This is a genomic window from Myxococcus sp. CA051A (assembly GCF_013336705.1).
Taxonomy (GTDB): domain Bacteria; phylum Myxococcota; class Myxococcia; order Myxococcales; family Myxococcaceae; genus Myxococcus; species Myxococcus llanfairpwllgwyngyllgogerychwyrndrobwllllantysiliogogogochensis.
Genome location: NZ_JABUMS010000017.1, coordinates 16,276 through 31,422 on the forward strand (window position 1 = coordinate 16,276; position 15,147 = coordinate 31,422).

A 15,147-nucleotide genomic window follows, 5' to 3' on the forward strand; every position below is an offset into this window, starting at 1 on the left:
CGGGGCTTAGTCCCCGCGCAGGGCCACCATGGGTGAGGCGATGAGGCACGCGCCCACCCGAGCCTCCAGCGCGGCGGCGGCGTCCTCGCACGCCTCCACGCCGGTGGCGACGATGAGCTCACGGCTCCACGGCTCCTCCGTCGTGCCGCCGACTCCGGTTCCGCCCCGAGGAAGGCTGAGGCCCACGAAGGCCACGGCCGCCGCGGCGGCCATCGCCATCTTCCCCCAGTGTCGCCACTGTCCCTCGCGCCGCGCGTGACGCACGGGCGCCTGGGGCTCGTGGGCGAGTCGGGCCTCCAGCACGGCGAAGCTCAGCGCGGGCCGGGCGGGCTCGCGGCGCGCGCGCTGGGCCATCCACCCTCGCTCCAGTCGCTGCCACGCCAGCGCGTGTTTGCAGGCCGCGCAGCCTTCCGCGTGCGCGCGCACCCGCGCGGCGTCCTCCGGTGCCAGCTCTCCTGCCAGCAGCGCGTCCAGCTCGCTCTCGCGGCACGTGCTCATGGGCGTCCTCCTCCGACGTGCGCCGCCAGTTGCTCGCGCAGGCGCAGGCGCGCGCGGTGGATTTCGTTCTTCACCTTCGGCAGCGACCAGCCCATCACCGAGGCAATCTCCTCATAAGCAAGCCCGTGGTCGATGCGCAGCAGCAGCGCCGCCCGCCGCTCCGCGTGCAACATCCCCAGGGCCTCCGTCAAAAGCCCCGCCAGCTCCTGGTCCAACAAGAGGTCCTCCGGCGACGGCGTGGGCAGCACCGCCTCCACCTGGTGGGCGTGCTCCTCGTCCGCCACGTCCACGTGGACCCCCCGGGTGCGACGGGACTCCAGATAGACATGCCGGGCGATGCCTAGAAGCCACGAGCCCACCCGGTCCTCGTCGCGCAGCGCGCTCAGCCGCGCATGGGCGCGCACGAAGGTCTCCTGGGTGGCCTCGTCCGCGGCGGACTCGTCGCGCAGGAGGTCTCTCAAGAAACGCCAGACGCCCGGGGAGTGCCGCTCGAAAATCGTGCGGAAGGCAGCGGGGTCTCCCGTGCGCGCCCGGCGCAGCAGGCCTCGCTCCCCATCCGTGTCGGATGGAGGCGCACCCACCAGGACCATCTTCACCGCGGAGAGAAGAGCCACGGCTCCACGGTGTCACGAGTCGCCCGGGAGTTTCAGCGGCCCTGTCGAATCTGGATTCGACAGGGTGTCACGCGTGCCCGCCTGGTCTTCTCCCGAGGGCCGGGAGCCAACCTTGTTGGGGAACTGGCGTTGTTGGTATGAGAATCCCATGTCTTCCGATTACGCCCGCCCGGACGCGGCTCCGGCGGCGCACGCTCCGCGTCTGCATGGGCATCTGCCCGTGCTCGACGGTGTGCGGGGCCTCGCGGTCCTGCTGGTCGTCTTCTTCCACACCACGCACTTGAGCGACCAGAGCGTCGCGGGGCGTGCCATCTGGTGGCTGGCCGGTGCGGGCTGGACGGGCGTGGACCTGTTCTTCGTCCTCTCCGGCTTCCTCATCACCGGCATCCTGTGGGAGGCGAAGGGGCAGACGTATTACTTCCGCAACTTCTATGCGCGCCGCGTGCTGCGCATCTTCCCGCTGTATTACGCGGCGCTGGCCGTCTCGTTCCTCGTCCTGCCGTCGCTGGCGGGGCGGCTGAACCTGGACGAGCGCATCACCACGGACGGCGCCGTCTGGTACCTGCTCTACTTCTCCAACTTCTATCAACTCTTCATCGACACCACGCACCCCATCCTGGGCGTGGTGTGGTCGCTGGCGATTGAAGAGCAGTTCTACATCGTCTGGCCCTTCCTCATCGCCGCCGTCTCCTACAAGGGCGCCATCCGCCTGTGTCTTGGCACCATCGCCATGGCGGTGGCGGTGCGAGTGGGCCTCACGCTGTACGGTGCCAGCGAGGAGAGCACCTACGTGGTGACGTTCTGCCGCGTGGATTCGCTCGCGCTGGGGGCGCTGTTGTCGCTGGCGCTGCGACAGCCGGAGGGCAAGGGGCTGTCCGCCTTCCCGTGGATGCGCTGGGCGCCATGGCTGGCATTGCCCATTGTCGCGGCGGTGATTGTGCTGCCGGTGGGCCCGGCCTTCAAGACGGTGCTGCGCACCGGCGGCTACACGGCGGTGGGCATCCTCTACACGGTGCTGGTGTACCGCGTGGTGGCCGCGAAGCCGGGCACGCTCCTGCACCGCTTCTTCTCCAACCGCGTGCTCCTGATGTACGGCAAGTACAGCTATGCCATCTATCTGGTGCACTCGCCGCTGGATGCCATCCTCCGGCGCACCGTGTTGAAGACGCCGCTGAAGGAAGTGGGAGGCTCCGACTTCCCCATGCAGCTGCTCTTCTACGTCGTGGCCGCGTCGCTCTCGCTGGGAATCGCCCTGGTGAGCTGGAACCTCTTCGAGAAGCACTTCCTCAAGCTCAAGGACTACTTCCCGTACAGCGAGCGTCCGGCTCCGGCCCCGACTCCGGCCCCGAGCAGCACTCCGGGCGCCGCGAGCTGAAGCGGAAGTCGCGCGCGGGAGTCATTGCGTCCCGCGCGCCGTCGTGCGCGCCGTCAGTCCGGCTGGATGAGCGCCTTGGCGACGAGCAGGGCCCACGCCTCGGCGGAGTCCAGTTCCGCGCGGGCGCCGCAATAGCGGTCCATGCTCTCGTCGGAGCCGTCTCGCAGGAAGATGGCGTCATGCAGCTCGCGCTGCGCACGGCTGAGCCAGAGGCTCGCCTGGAGCCGCAGCTTGGCCGCCGCGTGGGGGTCCTTCAGCGACTGACCAGGCGTCAGCAGCTCATGCTCTTCGGGATACAGCACCGTCATCTTGTTGTAACCGGCATGCTCAAGTGTCGTAGTCATGGTTTGAGAATGTGAACCGAGCGCCGAGCAGGCACCTGTCCGCTCGGGCAGGTATCTGTCTTGTAGCGAGCACACGGCGCCCAGAAGCCATCCAGAGCGGAAACTTCCGGACGGTGCGAATTCTGTGCGCCGCGTCAGGCTTTACTTCAGGCTCTTCATGTCGATGACAAACCGGTATTTCACGTCACCCTTGAGAAGCCGGGTGTAGGCGTCATTCACCTGCTGGATGGGAATCACCTCCACGTCGGAGACGACGCCGTGCTCACCGCAGAAGTCGAGCATGTCCTGGGTTTCCTGGATGCCGCCGATGCTGGAGCCGGAGAAGTTGCGGCGCTGGCCGATGAGGGCGAAGGGCTGGACGGGCAGCGGCTTCTCCGGGACGCCGACGAGGACGAGGCTGCCGTCGATGCGCAACAGGCGCAGGTACGCGTTGATGTCGTGGGGCGCGGAGACGGTGTCGAGCACGAAGTCGAGCGTGCCCTCGCGCGCCTTCATCTCCGCCTCGTTGGAGGAGACGACGACTTCATGGGCGCCCAGGCGCAGCGCGTCCTGCTTCTTCTTGTCGGTGTGGCTGAAGACGATGACGTGCGCGCCGAAGGCCCGAGCGAACTTCACGCCCATGTGTCCCAGTCCGCCCAGGCCGACGACGCCCACGCGCTGACCGGCCTTCACGTTCCAGTGCTTCAACGGAGACCAGGTGGTGATGCCCGCGCACAGGAGCGGCGCGGCGGCGGCCGGGTCCAGGTTCTCCGGGACGCGCAGGACGTAGGCCTGGTCGACGACGAGCGCGCTGGAATAGCCGCCCTGGGTGGGCTGCTGGCTTTCGCGCTCCCGCGAGTTGTACGTGTAGGTCGGCCCGCGCTCGCAGTACTGCTGGAGGCCCTGCTTGCAAGCATGGCAGGTGCGGCAGGTGTCGACCATGCAGCCGACGCCGACGGAGTCGCCGACCTTGAACTTCTTCACGTTGGCGCCGACGCGCGTGACGCGGCCGATGATTTCGTGGCCGGGGACCATGGGGAAGATGGAGCCGCCCCACTCGTCGCGGGCCTGGTGGAGGTCGGAGTGGCAGATGCCGCAGTACTGGACGTCGAACTGGACGTCGTCGGGGCCGGGCTCGCGGCGCTCGAAGTTGAAGGGGGCCAGCGGGGACTTGGCGTCCTGGGCGGCGTATCCGAGAACGGGAATCATGGGAGGTCCTTGATGGGGGTGAGCGAACGCATGGAATATGCGCGGGGCCCCCCATTCGCGAAACCAGTGGAATCAGGACACGTCATGTAGAAAAACTTCGCAATGGCCTTCACCCCGCTGAACGCGCTGAACGCATTCCTCGCCGTGGCCCGCAGGCGCAGCTTCGCGGCGGCGGCGGCGGACCTGGGCGTTTCCTCCTCCTCGTTGAGCCAGTCCGTCCGCCAGCTCGAGGCGCGACTGGGCGTGGCGTTGCTGACTCGCACCACCCGCAGCGTGGCGCTCACCGAGTCGGGGCGTCGGCTGATGGAGAGCGCGGGTCCGTCGGTGGACCAGGCGCTGGCGGCGCTGAAGGTGGCGGCGGCCCAGCCCGGCGAGGTGACGGGGCTGGTGAAGCTCACCGTGCCGACCGTGTCCGTGAGCCACGTCGTCGCGCCGGTGCTGACGCGCTTCCTGGCCCGCCATCCCCGCGTGGAGGTGGAGCTGCGCGTCGAGGACTCCATGGTGGACATCGTCTCCGAGGGGCTGGATGGCGGCATCCGCTTCTCCGAGTCCCTGGAGCGGGACATGGTGCAGGTGCGCCTGTCGGAGGGCTTCCGCTTCGTGGTGGTGGGCTCGCCCGCATACTTCAAGCGCCGCGGTGTCCCAGAGAAGCCGCGCGACCTGCTGACGCATGACTGTCTTTGCATCCGCTCCGGCACCACCGGGGCGCTCTATCAATGGGAGCTGGAGCGCGGCGCGCGGAGCTGGCGCGTCCCCGTGCGGGGGCCGCTGGTCACCTCGAACCACCACGCGTTGATGGAGCTGGCCGAGTCGGGGGTGGGCTTGATGTATGCCTTCGAGCCGGAAATTGCGGACCGGGTGAAGCGGGGCGTGCTGCGCATCGCGCTGGAGTCCTATGCGGCCCACGTGGATGGCTTCTTCCTCTACTTCCCCAGCCGCTCCCACGTGTCCCCCGCGTTCCGCGCCTTCGTGGACGTGGCGCGCGAGGTGACCTCGGAGCCGCGGGCTTCCGAGTCGCGTCCCTCGCGCACCCGCTAGCCCGGCGGGGGAGCTCAGGCGCTGGGGATGCCCCGGGCGCGGGCCCTGACACGGGCGGCTTCCTCGAAGGCGCCGGCTTCCTCCAGCGCGGTGGCGGCGCGGAAGTACAGCAGCGCGGCCTCCATGTGTCGGAAGGCGGAGGCCTCTGCGTTGGCGGCGGCGACGAGGTAGGGCGCGGCGCGCTCCGGCTCCTTGCCCTCCAGCCAGTGCTGCGCGACGACGACGGGGGCGGCCTTGCGCTGCTCCAGCGCGCTGGCCAGCCTGCGATGGAGCAGGGGAATCAGCGACGGGGGAATCGTCTCCCGCACCACCTCGAAGAGCAGGTCATGGGTGAAGCGCTCTCCGCGCAGGATGTGCGCCGCCTCCAGCTCGGAGACGTGCGCGGCGAGCGTCAGCGGCGTCATCTCCAGGACTTCGACGGCCAGCTCCAGCTCGAAGGACGTCTTCGCGAGCGCCGCCAGCCGGGCGACTTGAAGCGCCTGGGGGGACAGCCGCTCCAATCGCTGTTGAATCAAGTCCCGGCCCCGGCCGGAGGGGTGGATGTGTTCGGGCCAGCCCCGCTCCAGCCCGCCCGACTCCAGCAGGTGGCGCAGCGCCTCCATGATGAACAGGGGATTGCCGCCCGTGTAGCGCATCACGTTGTCCGTCAGGCTCTCCGCGCCCGCCAGCTCCAGGCTCCCCAGCAGCGAGCCCACCGCGTCCGTCTGCAGTGGCTCCAGCTCGATGACGATGGCGAGCCCCGCCTCCACCAGTTGCTGGATGCAGGCGACGGCCACCGGGGACAGCTCGCCCTTGCGGAAGGTGTCCACGAAGTGGGGGAAGGCGCCCCCCGGCTGCGTGTCGTGGCGACGCGACAGCATGAGCAGGGCGAACTCCGCGGTGGCCGCGTCCATGTACTGCAAGTCATCCGCGACGATGGCGTCCAGCCCGGCGCACAATTGGTAGACAACCTGACAGTTGGCTTCCAGGAAGCGGCTGCGGTCCGCCTCGTCCACCATGGGCGAAGGCAGTCCCTCCGGGCCGGCCAGGTCTGGCATCAGCCGCGCCAGCTCGCGGCGCACCCACGGCTCCAGCTTGGGGTCCGGACGCCGGGCCAGAATCTGTCGCAACAGCCGCACGTGCGTGGAGTAGGCCACGTGCATCTCTCCGGGGCGCGACTCCAGGATGAGGTGGTTGCCTCGCGAGGCGGCGAAGTCATGCGCCAGCCGCGTCTTTCCCACCCCGGGCTCGCCGCTGAGGAAGATGGTCAGCCCCGCTGCCCAGGCCTCCTCCATCCGCGCCCACTCCCGCTCGCGCCCCACCAGCACGGGCGGACGCAGCACGGACAGGGGCAGCTTCGCCGCCAGCGCGCGCGGGGCGTGGGACGCGGTGGGGCCCCGCTCGATTTCCCGCGCCAGCGCCACCGTCTGCGGCAGGGGCTGCGTGTCCAGCTCCTCGCGCAGCAGGCGACGACAGCGCTCGAAGGCGTTGAGCGCGGCCATCCGGTCTCCGGACACGTAGTGCAGCCGCATCAGCCTGCGCCACGCCTCCTCCGAATACGGGTCCATGCCCAGCAGCTTCTCCGCCAGCACGAGCGCGCCGGACAGGTCCCCCGCGCGCTCGCGGGCCTCCGACTCCGCGGACGCGGCCCGCCGGCGCAGCTTGTCCAGCCGCTCCCGCGCGCTCTCCAGCCACGCCTGGAACTCCGGGCAGTCGTCGAACTCCAGCGCGGCCAGCAGCACGCCCTCCTGCTCCAGCACACGCGCGTGGCGCCCGGCCAGGGCATGGGCCTGGAGTTGAGAGGCGTCAATGGTGATGCCTTCCACCAGCGACAGGACATCCCCGCCCTGCACCAGCTCCGCGCCCGTGGACAGACGCAGCCGGCGCAAGAGCTGTCGCATGTTGTTTCGGGCGGTGACTTCGCTGGACTCGGCCCACAGCAGGCCCGCGAGACGGTACTTCGGGTGCGGGCCTTCCAATGCCAACCACGCCAGCACCGCGGCGGTGCGGCGCTCCAGGGGCAGGTGTGCGCCGTCGTGCCGCAGGCGCGCTTCGCCGAGCAGCTCCAGATGAAAGACTTGCGTCTTCACCGCGTCGTCGCCTGCCATGGCCTCCGGAGTTCCAAGAATGAGAGAGCGCGTTTCGCGTAACGTAACACGTCGCACCGGATGCTCCCTCACGGGTAGGGATGACCCCAGGCAGGGTCCGAGGTACCGCCTGCTTTCCCTCTCGAATTTCCAGGACACGGCAGCTCGCCGTCACGAACGGACGACGTTGCGAAACCTTTCGTGCGGTCACACCCTGGTCACACCTCATTCGTTATTGATTGCTCCAGACTGAATGGACCGGGGGCTCTCATGGTTTGTGACAAGCAGCAGGCCGACATGGAGGTTGATGTCATCATCAGCGGCTGCGGTCCCGTGGGAGCCCTGACATGCAATCTGCTGGGCTCCCTGGGCGTGCGGACGCTGGTGCTGGAGCAGGACCTGGCGCCGCATGGACAGCCGCGCGCCTTCTCCTGCGATGACGAGGCGTTGCGCATCTACCAGTCCACGGGCCTGGGCGCCGAGCTGCAGAAGGACATGCGGGAGAACCGGTTCGCCGAATACGTGGGTGAGACGGGCAAGCGCTTCGCGGAGGTGCACACCGGCTCGGCGGATTTCGGCTTCGGCTACTCGCCGCTGTGGTTCTTCCACCAGCCGAAGGTGGAGGGGGTGCTGCGCGAGGGCATGGGGCGCTTCCCCCACGTGAAGCTCCAGGTGGGCGCGAGCGTGGAGAGCCTGGAGCAGGACGCGGCGGGCGTGACGGTGCGCTACCAGCTCTTGCAGACGGGCGAGACGCGCACGGTGCGCGGGCGTTACTTGCTGGCATGCGACGGCGCGCGCAGCGGCGTGCGCAAGGCGCTGGGCATCAAGATGTCGGGGCGGGCCTACGGGGAGCCCTGGCTGGCGGTGTCCGGCTCGGTGGAGGGTGACGCGCCGGAGCTGTGCCGCTTCGTGTGCGACCCCAAGCGCCCCGCCTTCGTCGCGACGGGCGCGGTGGGCCAGTTCCGGTGGGAGTTCATGCTGATGCCGGGCGAGACGCGCGAGGAGATGGAGCGGCCGGAGACCATCAAGAAGCTCCTGGCGCCCTACATCGACCCCGAGCGTGTCCACGTGGAGCGCGCGCAGGTCTACACGTTCCACTGCCTCAACGCGGCGCGCTGGCGGGACGGCAACGTCTTCCTGCTGGGTGACGCGGCGCACACCATGCCGCCCTTCATGGGTCAGGGGCTGGTGTCCGGCATGCGCGACGCGTCCAACCTCGCGTGGAAGATTCAGCGCGTCGTCCGGGGCCTGGCGCCGGCGTCGCTCCTGGACACCTACGAGGAGGAGCGTCGCCCGCACGTGGAGGCGGTGCAGAAGCTGTGCGTGCGAGTGGGCCATCTCTTCCTCGCTCGCAACCGCTGGGTGGCGGGTGCGCGCGACATGGTGATGCGCGCGCTGCAGCGCATCCCCCGGGTGCGCCGCTTCATCCAGGGCTTCGAGTTCAAGCAGCCGCCGATGCACGAGCGCGGCTACTACCTGGGCGGAGGGCACGCCCCGGAGTCTGCGGAGGGCACGTACTTCATCCAGCCCAAGGTGCGGTTGCAGTCCGGCAAGGAGGTGCTGCTGGACGACGCCATCGGCAACGACTTCGCGGTGTTGTGCCGGGCCAACGCTCCCTCCGCGCAGGTGGCGGCGGCGCGCGGGCTGGCGGAGGCCCTGGGTGCGCGGCTGCTCGCCGTCCAGTCGTCGGGCGCGGACGGGAGCGAGGTCCCCGCGGTGGAGGACATCACCGGGAAGCTGGGCGACTGGTTCTCGCGCCATGACTCGGACGTGGTGGTGCTGCGGCCGGACCGCTTCGTCTTCGGCGCGGTGAAGGCGGAGCGCCTGCCGGAGCTGCGCGACGCGCTGGGGGTGTGACGGACCCTCGCCCGCGCGCCTCGTGGATATCCGAGGGGTGCGCGGGCCCCCCGTCCCACGGGGGCGCGGTGTGGCGCGACGCGCGTCGCAGGCAGGGCGTGGGAGCGCGGGAAGACAGTGGGTGCCCGAGTGCTCGACGCGACGCCGAGGTCCCTACCTTCAGGGCTGAGACGCTCATGAGGGGGGACCTCGATGACGACGCGCGGCACGCGGCACATTCATTCCATTCATTGCATCCTGCCTCCGTATCTCCTGCGCTCCATCGCGGAGAACGGCACGCCGCAGCAGCGCGTGAAGGCCCTGCACACCGTGGCCACGGACAGCACCTTCCGGGCGCTGCGCTTCGCGGGAGGTCGGGTGGCCGCCTCCGCGTCATCGGTCCGCCGGATGCCGGCGATGATGGTGGAGTCCCAGCGACAGCGGAGCATCTACGACTTGAAGGGCGAGGAGGCCTTCCCCGGGACGCTGGTGCGCTCGGAGGGGCAGGGGCCGTGTGGAGACACCGCAGCCGATGAAGCCTTCGAGGGCCTGGGCGCCACGTATGACTTCTTCTGGGAAATCCTCGGGCGCAACTCCATCGACGGGGATGGAATGCCCTTGCAGGCGTATGTCCATTACGGGCGGGACTACGACAACGCCTTCTGGGACGGGCGTCGCATGGTGTTCGGCGACGGGGATGGTGAGTTGTTCAATCGCTTCACCATCGCCCTGGATGTCATCGCGCACGAGCTCGCCCACGGCGTGACGGAGGATGAAGGGCCGCTGTGGTACTTCCGGCAGGCGGGCGCGCTGAACGAGTCGATGTCGGATGTCTTCGGCTCCCTGGTGAAGCAGCGGCTGCTCGGCCAGACGGTGGACCAGGCGGACTGGCTCATCGGAGCGGGGCTGCTGGCGGAGGAGGTGGAGGGCACGGCCCTGCGGTCCATGAAGGAGCCCGGGACGGCCTTCGACGACGACGTGCTGGGCAAGGACCCGCAGCCCGGACACATGCGCGACTACGTGAACACGTGGGAGGACAACGGCGGGGTGCACATCAACTCAGGCATCCCCAATCGGGCGTTCTGCCTGACGGCCATGAGCCTGGGAGGCAGCGCGTGGGAGCGCGCGGGACGCATCTGGTACGAGGCCATGAGGGACCCGCGCATCATGCCGGACACGAACTTCTCCGACTTCGCGCGCATCACCGTCATGGCCGCCACCCGGCTGTACGGCGCGGGCAACGAAGAGGCGGCCGTGAAGGAGGCCTGGGAAGAGGTGGGCATCCGCGTCTCGCGCGACAGGGTGTCCATCCCTCAGTGGGGGCCGGGTGGTGGTGGCGTCCAGCCGGGAGCCTGAGCCGTGTCGCGTGACAGCGTTCGCATCCAGCTCTCGCAGGAGGGAGGGCTCGCCGCCTTCCCGGGGCTCGCTCGCCCGAGGAGCGTGGAGCTGGGCGAGCTTCCCGCCGAGCAGGCGGAGGCGATTGAACAGGGGCTGCGCGACGCGCGCTTCCATGAGCTGCCGTCCGTGGTGGAGGGCTCCGGCTCGAGGGGCGCCGACCAGCGCCAGTACACCCTCACCGTGGAGGAGGGGACGCGGCGACACTCCGTGAAGCTGGTGGAGCCCGTGGAGGACCCCCACCTGCGCGAGCTGCTGTCCCTGGTGAAGCGCGCCACGCGCCGCCGCGGTGGACACTAGAACTAAGGGCTTAGTTGACGAAGAACTAAGGTCTTAGTAGTAATGCTGGCCACGGAGGACACCCATGGCCAGACAACCCGAGCCCGAGGCGCCCCGGCCGCTGACGCCGGTGGAGCTCGAGCTGATGCACATCGTGTGGAAGCAGGGCGAGGTGAGCGTGGCGGACGTGCTGGCCGCGCTGCCGGCGGAGCGCGCGCTGGCGTACACGTCCGTCTCCACCGTGCTGCGCATCCTGGAGCAGAAGGGCGTGGTGGTGAGCCGCAAGCAGGGGCGGGGACACCTGTACTCGGCCACGCTGCCGCGCGAGACGTATGAGGCGCAGAGCCTGCGCCACCTGGTGGACACCGTCTTCGATGGAACCCCGTCCGCGCTCGTGGCGCGACTGGTGGAGGCGGTGCCGCTGGCGCCCGACGAGGTGGAGCAGATCCGCAAGCTGCTGAAGGGCAAGGCGGGCAAGTCGTGAGCGGCCTCGTGTCCTTCTATCTCGCGGTGGCGCTGCTGCTGCCGGTGGCGTTGCTGCTCGCATGGGGGGCGCTGGCGCTCCTGACGCGGCTGGGATGGCCGCTGTCCGCGAGGCAGGCGCTGCGGGTGGGGCGCGGGGCGCTGGCCCTGGTGCTCCTGCTGCCGCTCCTGGCGATGGGCGCGCGGGCGCTGGCTCCCGCGGGGCCACTGTTCACTTTCGAGCGCTCGGTGGCGCGACAGGCGGAGCGGCTTCCCTCCACGGTGTGGAAGGGAGGCGCGAATGTCTCCGTGCCCGTGGCTCGTGGGACTGCCTCCGTGCCCGCGTCCATCTGGATGCTGTTGTCACTGGGTTGGTTGTCTGGAGCGGGGCTCTTCATCGGGCGGGCGCTCGTGCGTCATGGGCGACTGTTGCGTCGACTGGAAGCGCTGCCCCGGGTCCGCTCGGTGGGGCGCGTGGTGGTGGTGCTCGGGGAAGAAGGGACTCCGGCGTTCTCCGCGTGGTTCCCTCGTTGGGGACAGCGTCCGTGCGCGTGGGTGGTGGTGCCTCCCGCGCTGCTGGAGGACGCGGAGTCGTTCCGGCTCACCGTGCTGCATGAGCTTCAGCACCACCGTCAGCGCGACACGCACCTGGCCCTGGGGCGACTGGTGCTCACGGGGGCCTTCTTCTGGCATCCGGCGGCGCATGGGTTGTCGGCGTGGCTCGCGTCGCTGCAGGAGCTCGCCTGTGACGAGGCGTTGGTCGCGAGCGGCCGTGCCCAGGCCCAGGCCTATGCGCGCTGTCTGCTCCAGGCTGCGCTGCGTCTCCCGGGCGCTCCGCCCGTTCCCGCCGGTGCCACCGGCATGTCTCATCCCACGCAGAGGAGAATCCACATGCTGTTCCAGCCGCGTCCCCGCCGCACCCATGCCGTCCCCGCGCTGCTCGCCGCGCTGTCCCTGCTGTTGCTTCCCGTGGCCGTCCTGGCGCAAGGCGCGGCGCGTGGCCGCGCGGTGACGCAGGCCGATGCGGAGGCGCTCGCCCGGACGAGTCAGCCTCGGGGGGATTTGCCCATCGTGGTGGATGCGAAGGTGGTGGAGCACCTCAACCGCCTGGTCGGCACCGACAAGGGCCGCGCGTTCATGAAGCGGGCGCTGGAGAACCTGGGGACGCACCGGGCCGCGCTGACGGCGACGCTGCGCTCGAAGGGGCTGCCCGAGGGGCTGCTGGCGGTGGCGGTGGTGGAGTCGGCGGTGACGAACATGCCGGAGACGGATGGTCGGCCGTCACTCGCGCCCGGAATGCGTGGGGCGGGCGTGTGGATGTTCATCCCGGAGACCGCGCGTCGCTATGGGTTGGAAGTGAGCGCGGCGCGTGACGAGCGACTGGACGTGGCGCGTGAGACGCAGGCCGCGTCGGCCCTGCTGTCTGACTTGCATGCGCGCTATGGCGACTGGCGATTGGCGCTCGCGGCGTACAACCAGGGTGAGAAGAAGGTGGACCAGGCACTGACCGAGGGTGCCAGCCGCGATGTGACGGCGCTCATCGCGGGTGGTCACCTCAATGACTACGTGGCCACCGTGCAAGCCGGACTGCTCATTGTCCGCAATCCGCATCTGTTGGACTGAGGTGCCGGGCCCGCGTGTCGCGGGGCCTCACGGGATTCGATATGGCGCGCTATAAGGTGCGCGCTCTCGCTGGTCCCGGGGTCCACATGCGAAGACGCATCGTGTCTGGAGTCTGTCTCGCCACCTGGTCGTTCTGTGTCCTGTCCGCCTGTGCTTCCACGTCCTCTGGAAGCGCGGCTCCCAGCAGCGTGAAGCCTGAATGTGGCGAGGCGCCACGGGGGCTCGAGGCGCTGCTCAAGCCCGGTGGGCTGGTCCTCTTCGGAGAGATGCATGGCACCGAGGAGGTGCCCCGCTTCGTGGGCGACGTCGCGTGCCACGCGTCCGTCCAGGGGCTGGCGGTTCGCGTGGGGCTCGAGATTCCCTCGGAGGAGCAGGGCCCGCTGGACGCCTTCCTGGCGGAGGATGACGCCCAGAAGAGCCAGGCGGACCTGTTGCTGCGCCCCTTCTGGATGCGGGATGTCCAGGATGGGCGCAGCAGCAAGGCGATGCTCCAGTTGTTGAGCCGGCTGCGCGAGCTGCGTCGCTCCGGCGCGAAGCTCACCGTCGTCGCCTTCGACGTCGCGAAGAGCGCGGACCGGGACGGTGAGATGGCGAAGAACCTCCTCGCCGCCCTCTCGAAGGGCGCGGAGGACCTCACGCTGGTGCTCGCGGGCAACCTCCATGTGCGGCTCGAGAAGGGCACGCCGTGGGATGCGAACTACACCCCCATGGGCTGGCACCTCGCCCAGGCGAAGCTCCCGGTGACGTCGCTGAACAACAGCTACACCGGTGGCAGTGCCTGGGTCTGTATGGGCCAGAACGCCGTGTGCTCGGCATACCCGATGAAGGGGAAGGACAAGGGCGAGCGTCCGTTCGTCGAACACGCGGCCTCTGTCGAGAATGGCTATCACGGCGTCTTCCACGTGGGCGCCATCACCGCCTCCCTGCCCGCGGTGGAGTCGAAGCAGGGCGCGGGCATCAACGTCCAGGCGGTGTCGCTGCGCGCCCAGGGCGACGCGGCCTATGACGCGAAGCAGTTCGCGCAGTGCGCGAAGCACTTCGCCGAGGCGGCCCGGGTGGACTCCTCGAAGGCCGCGTCCGACGCCTACAACGAGGCCTGCTGCCACTCCCTGGCGAAAGACGCGGACGCGGCGGCCATCACCGCGCTCCAGCGCGCGGCGAAGCATGGGTATTCGAACTGGCAGCACGTCCGGCGCGACGAGGACCTCGCCCCCCTGCGTGCGGACGCGCGCTGGGCCCCGCTGATGGCCCAGGTGAGGGCGAACCTGATGGCCGCGGCGCCGCCCGGTACCAACGCGGAGCTGTATGGCCTCTACCTGGATGACCAGGACGACCGACAGGATGAGTCAAAGATAGACTGGGCGGTGGTCGGTCCCCGGGACGTGAAGCGCCTGGCCCGCGCTCGCCAGCTCCTGGAGGAGGGCAAGGTCCAGAGCGCGAAGGACTCCTTCCACGCCGCGCTGCTCTTCCACCACGGCAAGGATGTGGCGGACTTCAAGCGCGCGCACACGCTCTTGCTCAAGGCCGTGGAACTCGACCCGAAGGACGGACTGGCTCGCTGGCTCACCGCCGCCGCCGAGGACCGGCTGTTGACCTAGCAGGGCAAGCCGCAACGCTACGGAACCCAGCGCGAGCAGGTGAACGGGAAGTGGCGACTCGCCCCGGTCGACCCCTCGGTCTCGGACGAGGAGCGCGCGAAGTGGGGCGTGCCGCCGCTGAAGAAGTTGCAGACGGAAGTGGAGGCCGCGAACGCGACCCCTCCGTGAGTCCCCTCACCGCGCCGCGCCATCTCCCAGCATGCGCAGCGCCAGCTCCGCGTGGAGCTCCGAGAGGGTCTCCACGTCGAGCGCGCCGCCTTGCTCGTACCAGTAGGGCAGGCGCACGCCCATCGCGGAGATGGCGGCGGCGGTGACGCGGGGATGGGGCGGCGAGAAGCTCTTCTGCGCCACCCCGCGCTCGATGACCTCCGCCAAAAGCGCGGCGGACTTGTCCCGCAGCGCCACCGCCGGCGCGGCCAGCTCCGGCGTCAACGCGTACAGCTCCTCGTTCACCACCACCGCGAGCTGGGGATGCAGCGCATGCGTTCGCGTGTGCGCGCGGACCAGCGCTCGCACCTGCTGCCTCGGCTCGGGTGCTGATTCCTTCAGCGCCGTCTGGAGCGCCTCGTGGTGCGCCTCATGACCAATGCGCACCAGCTCCGCGAGCACGTGCTCCTTCGAGGCGAAGTGCGCGTACAGCGCGCTCGGCTGCAGCTCCAGCACCTTGGCCAAATCGCGGATGGATGTGTCGTGGTAGCCGCGGCTCGCGAAGAGCTGGAGCGCCGTCTCCAGGATTCGACGTCGGGTGCCGTCCGACGGAGCTGACGGCGGGAGGCTCGCCGGCTGGGCGCGGAGCCGAGAGCGAGTGGGTGTGCTCATGTGGGTTCTTGT

The 15,147-nt window shown here is 69.5% G+C and carries 14 protein-coding genes; 8 read left to right on the forward strand and 6 right to left on the reverse strand.

The annotated features are described in order from the left end of the window. Positions 1–6: 6 nt before the first annotated feature. Together HUA74_RS35715 and HUA74_RS35720 are read right to left on the reverse strand one after the other, a co-directional pair. Complete coding sequence (locus tag HUA74_RS35715; protein ID WP_174458147.1) at positions 7–498, reverse strand: anti-sigma factor; 492 nt, start codon at positions 496–498, stop codon at positions 7–9. After that, positions 495–1,112: an RNA polymerase sigma factor gene (locus HUA74_RS35720; protein ID WP_174458148.1), complete on the reverse strand. Its 618-nt coding sequence runs from the start codon at positions 1,110–1,112 to the stop codon at positions 495–497. The genes HUA74_RS35715 and HUA74_RS35720 overlap by 4 nt, the downstream gene beginning before the upstream one ends. A gap of 148 nt (positions 1,113–1,260) precedes the next feature. On the opposite strand from HUA74_RS35720, the gene HUA74_RS35725 reads away from it, so the two are divergent. Then, positions 1,261–2,487, forward strand: coding sequence for an acyltransferase (locus tag HUA74_RS35725; protein ID WP_174458149.1), 1,227 nt, complete (start codon positions 1,261–1,263; stop codon positions 2,485–2,487). A 53-nt stretch (positions 2,488–2,540) separates the two neighbouring features. Here HUA74_RS35725 and HUA74_RS35730 read toward each other — a convergent pair whose 3' ends face one another. Both HUA74_RS35730 and HUA74_RS35735 read right to left on the reverse strand, forming a co-directional pair. Continuing rightward, a complete protein-coding gene (locus HUA74_RS35730) occupies positions 2,541–2,831 on the reverse strand; it encodes a FruA-associating protein, FapA (RefSeq protein WP_174458150.1) in 291 nt (96 codons plus the stop codon). A 141-nt stretch (positions 2,832–2,972) separates the two neighbouring features. Continuing rightward, positions 2,973–4,019, reverse strand: coding sequence for an NAD(P)-dependent alcohol dehydrogenase (locus HUA74_RS35735; protein WP_174458151.1), 1,047 nt, complete (start codon positions 4,017–4,019; stop codon positions 2,973–2,975). A 102-nt stretch (positions 4,020–4,121) separates the two neighbouring features. On the opposite strand from HUA74_RS35735, the gene HUA74_RS35740 reads away from it, so the two are divergent. Next, positions 4,122–5,057, forward strand: a complete 936-nt coding sequence (locus HUA74_RS35740) for a LysR substrate-binding domain-containing protein (protein ID WP_174458152.1) — start codon at positions 4,122–4,124, stop codon at positions 5,055–5,057. A 14-nt stretch (positions 5,058–5,071) separates the two neighbouring features. Here HUA74_RS35740 and HUA74_RS35745 read toward each other — a convergent pair whose 3' ends face one another. After that, the gene (locus tag HUA74_RS35745) at positions 5,072–7,144 is read right to left on the reverse strand and encodes a BTAD domain-containing putative transcriptional regulator (protein WP_174458153.1); all 2,073 of its coding nucleotides are present in this window, start codon (positions 7,142–7,144) and stop codon (positions 5,072–5,074) included. A 249-nt stretch (positions 7,145–7,393) separates the two neighbouring features. Here HUA74_RS35745 and HUA74_RS35750 point away from each other — a divergent pair, with 249 nt between their 5' ends. The 6 genes from HUA74_RS35750 to HUA74_RS35775 all read left to right on the forward strand — a co-directional run bounded on the left by HUA74_RS35750 (position 7,394) and on the right by HUA74_RS35775 (position 14,316). Further along, positions 7,394–8,980, forward strand: coding sequence for a bifunctional 3-(3-hydroxy-phenyl)propionate/3-hydroxycinnamic acid hydroxylase (locus HUA74_RS35750; protein ID WP_174458154.1), 1,587 nt, complete (start codon positions 7,394–7,396; stop codon positions 8,978–8,980). A 192-nt stretch (positions 8,981–9,172) separates the two neighbouring features. Further along, positions 9,173–10,315 carry a M4 family metallopeptidase gene (locus HUA74_RS35755; RefSeq protein ID WP_174458155.1) on the forward strand — a complete coding sequence of 381 codons (1,143 nt, stop codon included), beginning with the start codon at positions 9,173–9,175 and terminating at the stop codon, positions 10,313–10,315. Positions 10,316–10,318: 3 nt separating this feature from the next. Beyond that, on the forward strand, positions 10,319–10,654 hold the full coding sequence (locus tag HUA74_RS35760) for a protealysin inhibitor emfourin (RefSeq protein WP_174458156.1): 336 nt from the start codon (positions 10,319–10,321) through the stop codon (positions 10,652–10,654). A 64-nt stretch (positions 10,655–10,718) separates the two neighbouring features. Next, positions 10,719–11,117: a BlaI/MecI/CopY family transcriptional regulator gene (locus HUA74_RS35765; protein WP_174458157.1), complete on the forward strand. Its 399-nt coding sequence runs from the start codon at positions 10,719–10,721 to the stop codon at positions 11,115–11,117. Beyond that, positions 11,114–12,718, forward strand: a complete 1,605-nt coding sequence (locus HUA74_RS35770; RefSeq protein WP_174458158.1) for a transglycosylase SLT domain-containing protein — start codon at positions 11,114–11,116, stop codon at positions 12,716–12,718. Before HUA74_RS35765 ends, HUA74_RS35770 begins: the two co-directional genes overlap by 4 nt. An 86-nt stretch (positions 12,719–12,804) precedes the next feature. Beyond that, positions 12,805–14,316 (forward strand): hypothetical protein, encoded by a 1,512-nt coding sequence (locus tag HUA74_RS35775; RefSeq protein WP_174458159.1) that lies wholly within the window; start codon positions 12,805–12,807, stop codon positions 14,314–14,316. A 174-nt stretch (positions 14,317–14,490) separates the two neighbouring features. Here the strand turns inward: HUA74_RS35775 and HUA74_RS35780 are convergent, their stop codons facing one another. Further along, positions 14,491–15,135 carry a TetR/AcrR family transcriptional regulator gene (locus tag HUA74_RS35780; protein ID WP_174458160.1) on the reverse strand — a complete coding sequence of 215 codons (645 nt, stop codon included), beginning with the start codon at positions 15,133–15,135 and terminating at the stop codon, positions 14,491–14,493. Between the last annotated feature and the right edge of the window lie 12 nt (positions 15,136–15,147).

Excerpts from the sequence above, each read along its gene's own strand:
- HUA74_RS35715 (WP_174458147.1), bottom strand. The coding sequence starts at position 498 with ATGAGCACGTGCCGCGAGAGCGAGCTGGACGCGCTGCTGGCAGGAGAG.
- HUA74_RS35725 (WP_174458149.1), top strand. The coding sequence starts at position 1,261 with ATGTCTTCCGATTACGCCCGCCCGGACGCGGCTCCGGCGGCGCACGCT.
- HUA74_RS35730 (WP_174458150.1), bottom strand. The coding sequence starts at position 2,831 with ATGACTACGACACTTGAGCATGCCGGTTACAACAAGATGACGGTGCTG.
- HUA74_RS35735 (WP_174458151.1), bottom strand. The coding sequence starts at position 4,019 with ATGATTCCCGTTCTCGGATACGCCGCCCAGGACGCCAAGTCCCCGCTG.
- HUA74_RS35740 (WP_174458152.1), top strand. The coding sequence starts at position 4,122 with ATGGCCTTCACCCCGCTGAACGCGCTGAACGCATTCCTCGCCGTGGCC.
- HUA74_RS35745 (WP_174458153.1), bottom strand. The coding sequence starts at position 7,144 with ATGGCAGGCGACGACGCGGTGAAGACGCAAGTCTTTCATCTGGAGCTG.
- HUA74_RS35750 (WP_174458154.1), top strand. The coding sequence starts at position 7,394 with ATGGTTTGTGACAAGCAGCAGGCCGACATGGAGGTTGATGTCATCATC.
- HUA74_RS35755 (WP_174458155.1), top strand. The coding sequence starts at position 9,173 with ATGACGACGCGCGGCACGCGGCACATTCATTCCATTCATTGCATCCTG.
- HUA74_RS35765 (WP_174458157.1), top strand. The coding sequence starts at position 10,719 with ATGGCCAGACAACCCGAGCCCGAGGCGCCCCGGCCGCTGACGCCGGTG.
- HUA74_RS35775 (WP_174458159.1), top strand. The coding sequence starts at position 12,805 with ATGCGAAGACGCATCGTGTCTGGAGTCTGTCTCGCCACCTGGTCGTTC.
- HUA74_RS35780 (WP_174458160.1), bottom strand. The coding sequence starts at position 15,135 with ATGAGCACACCCACTCGCTCTCGGCTCCGCGCCCAGCCGGCGAGCCTC.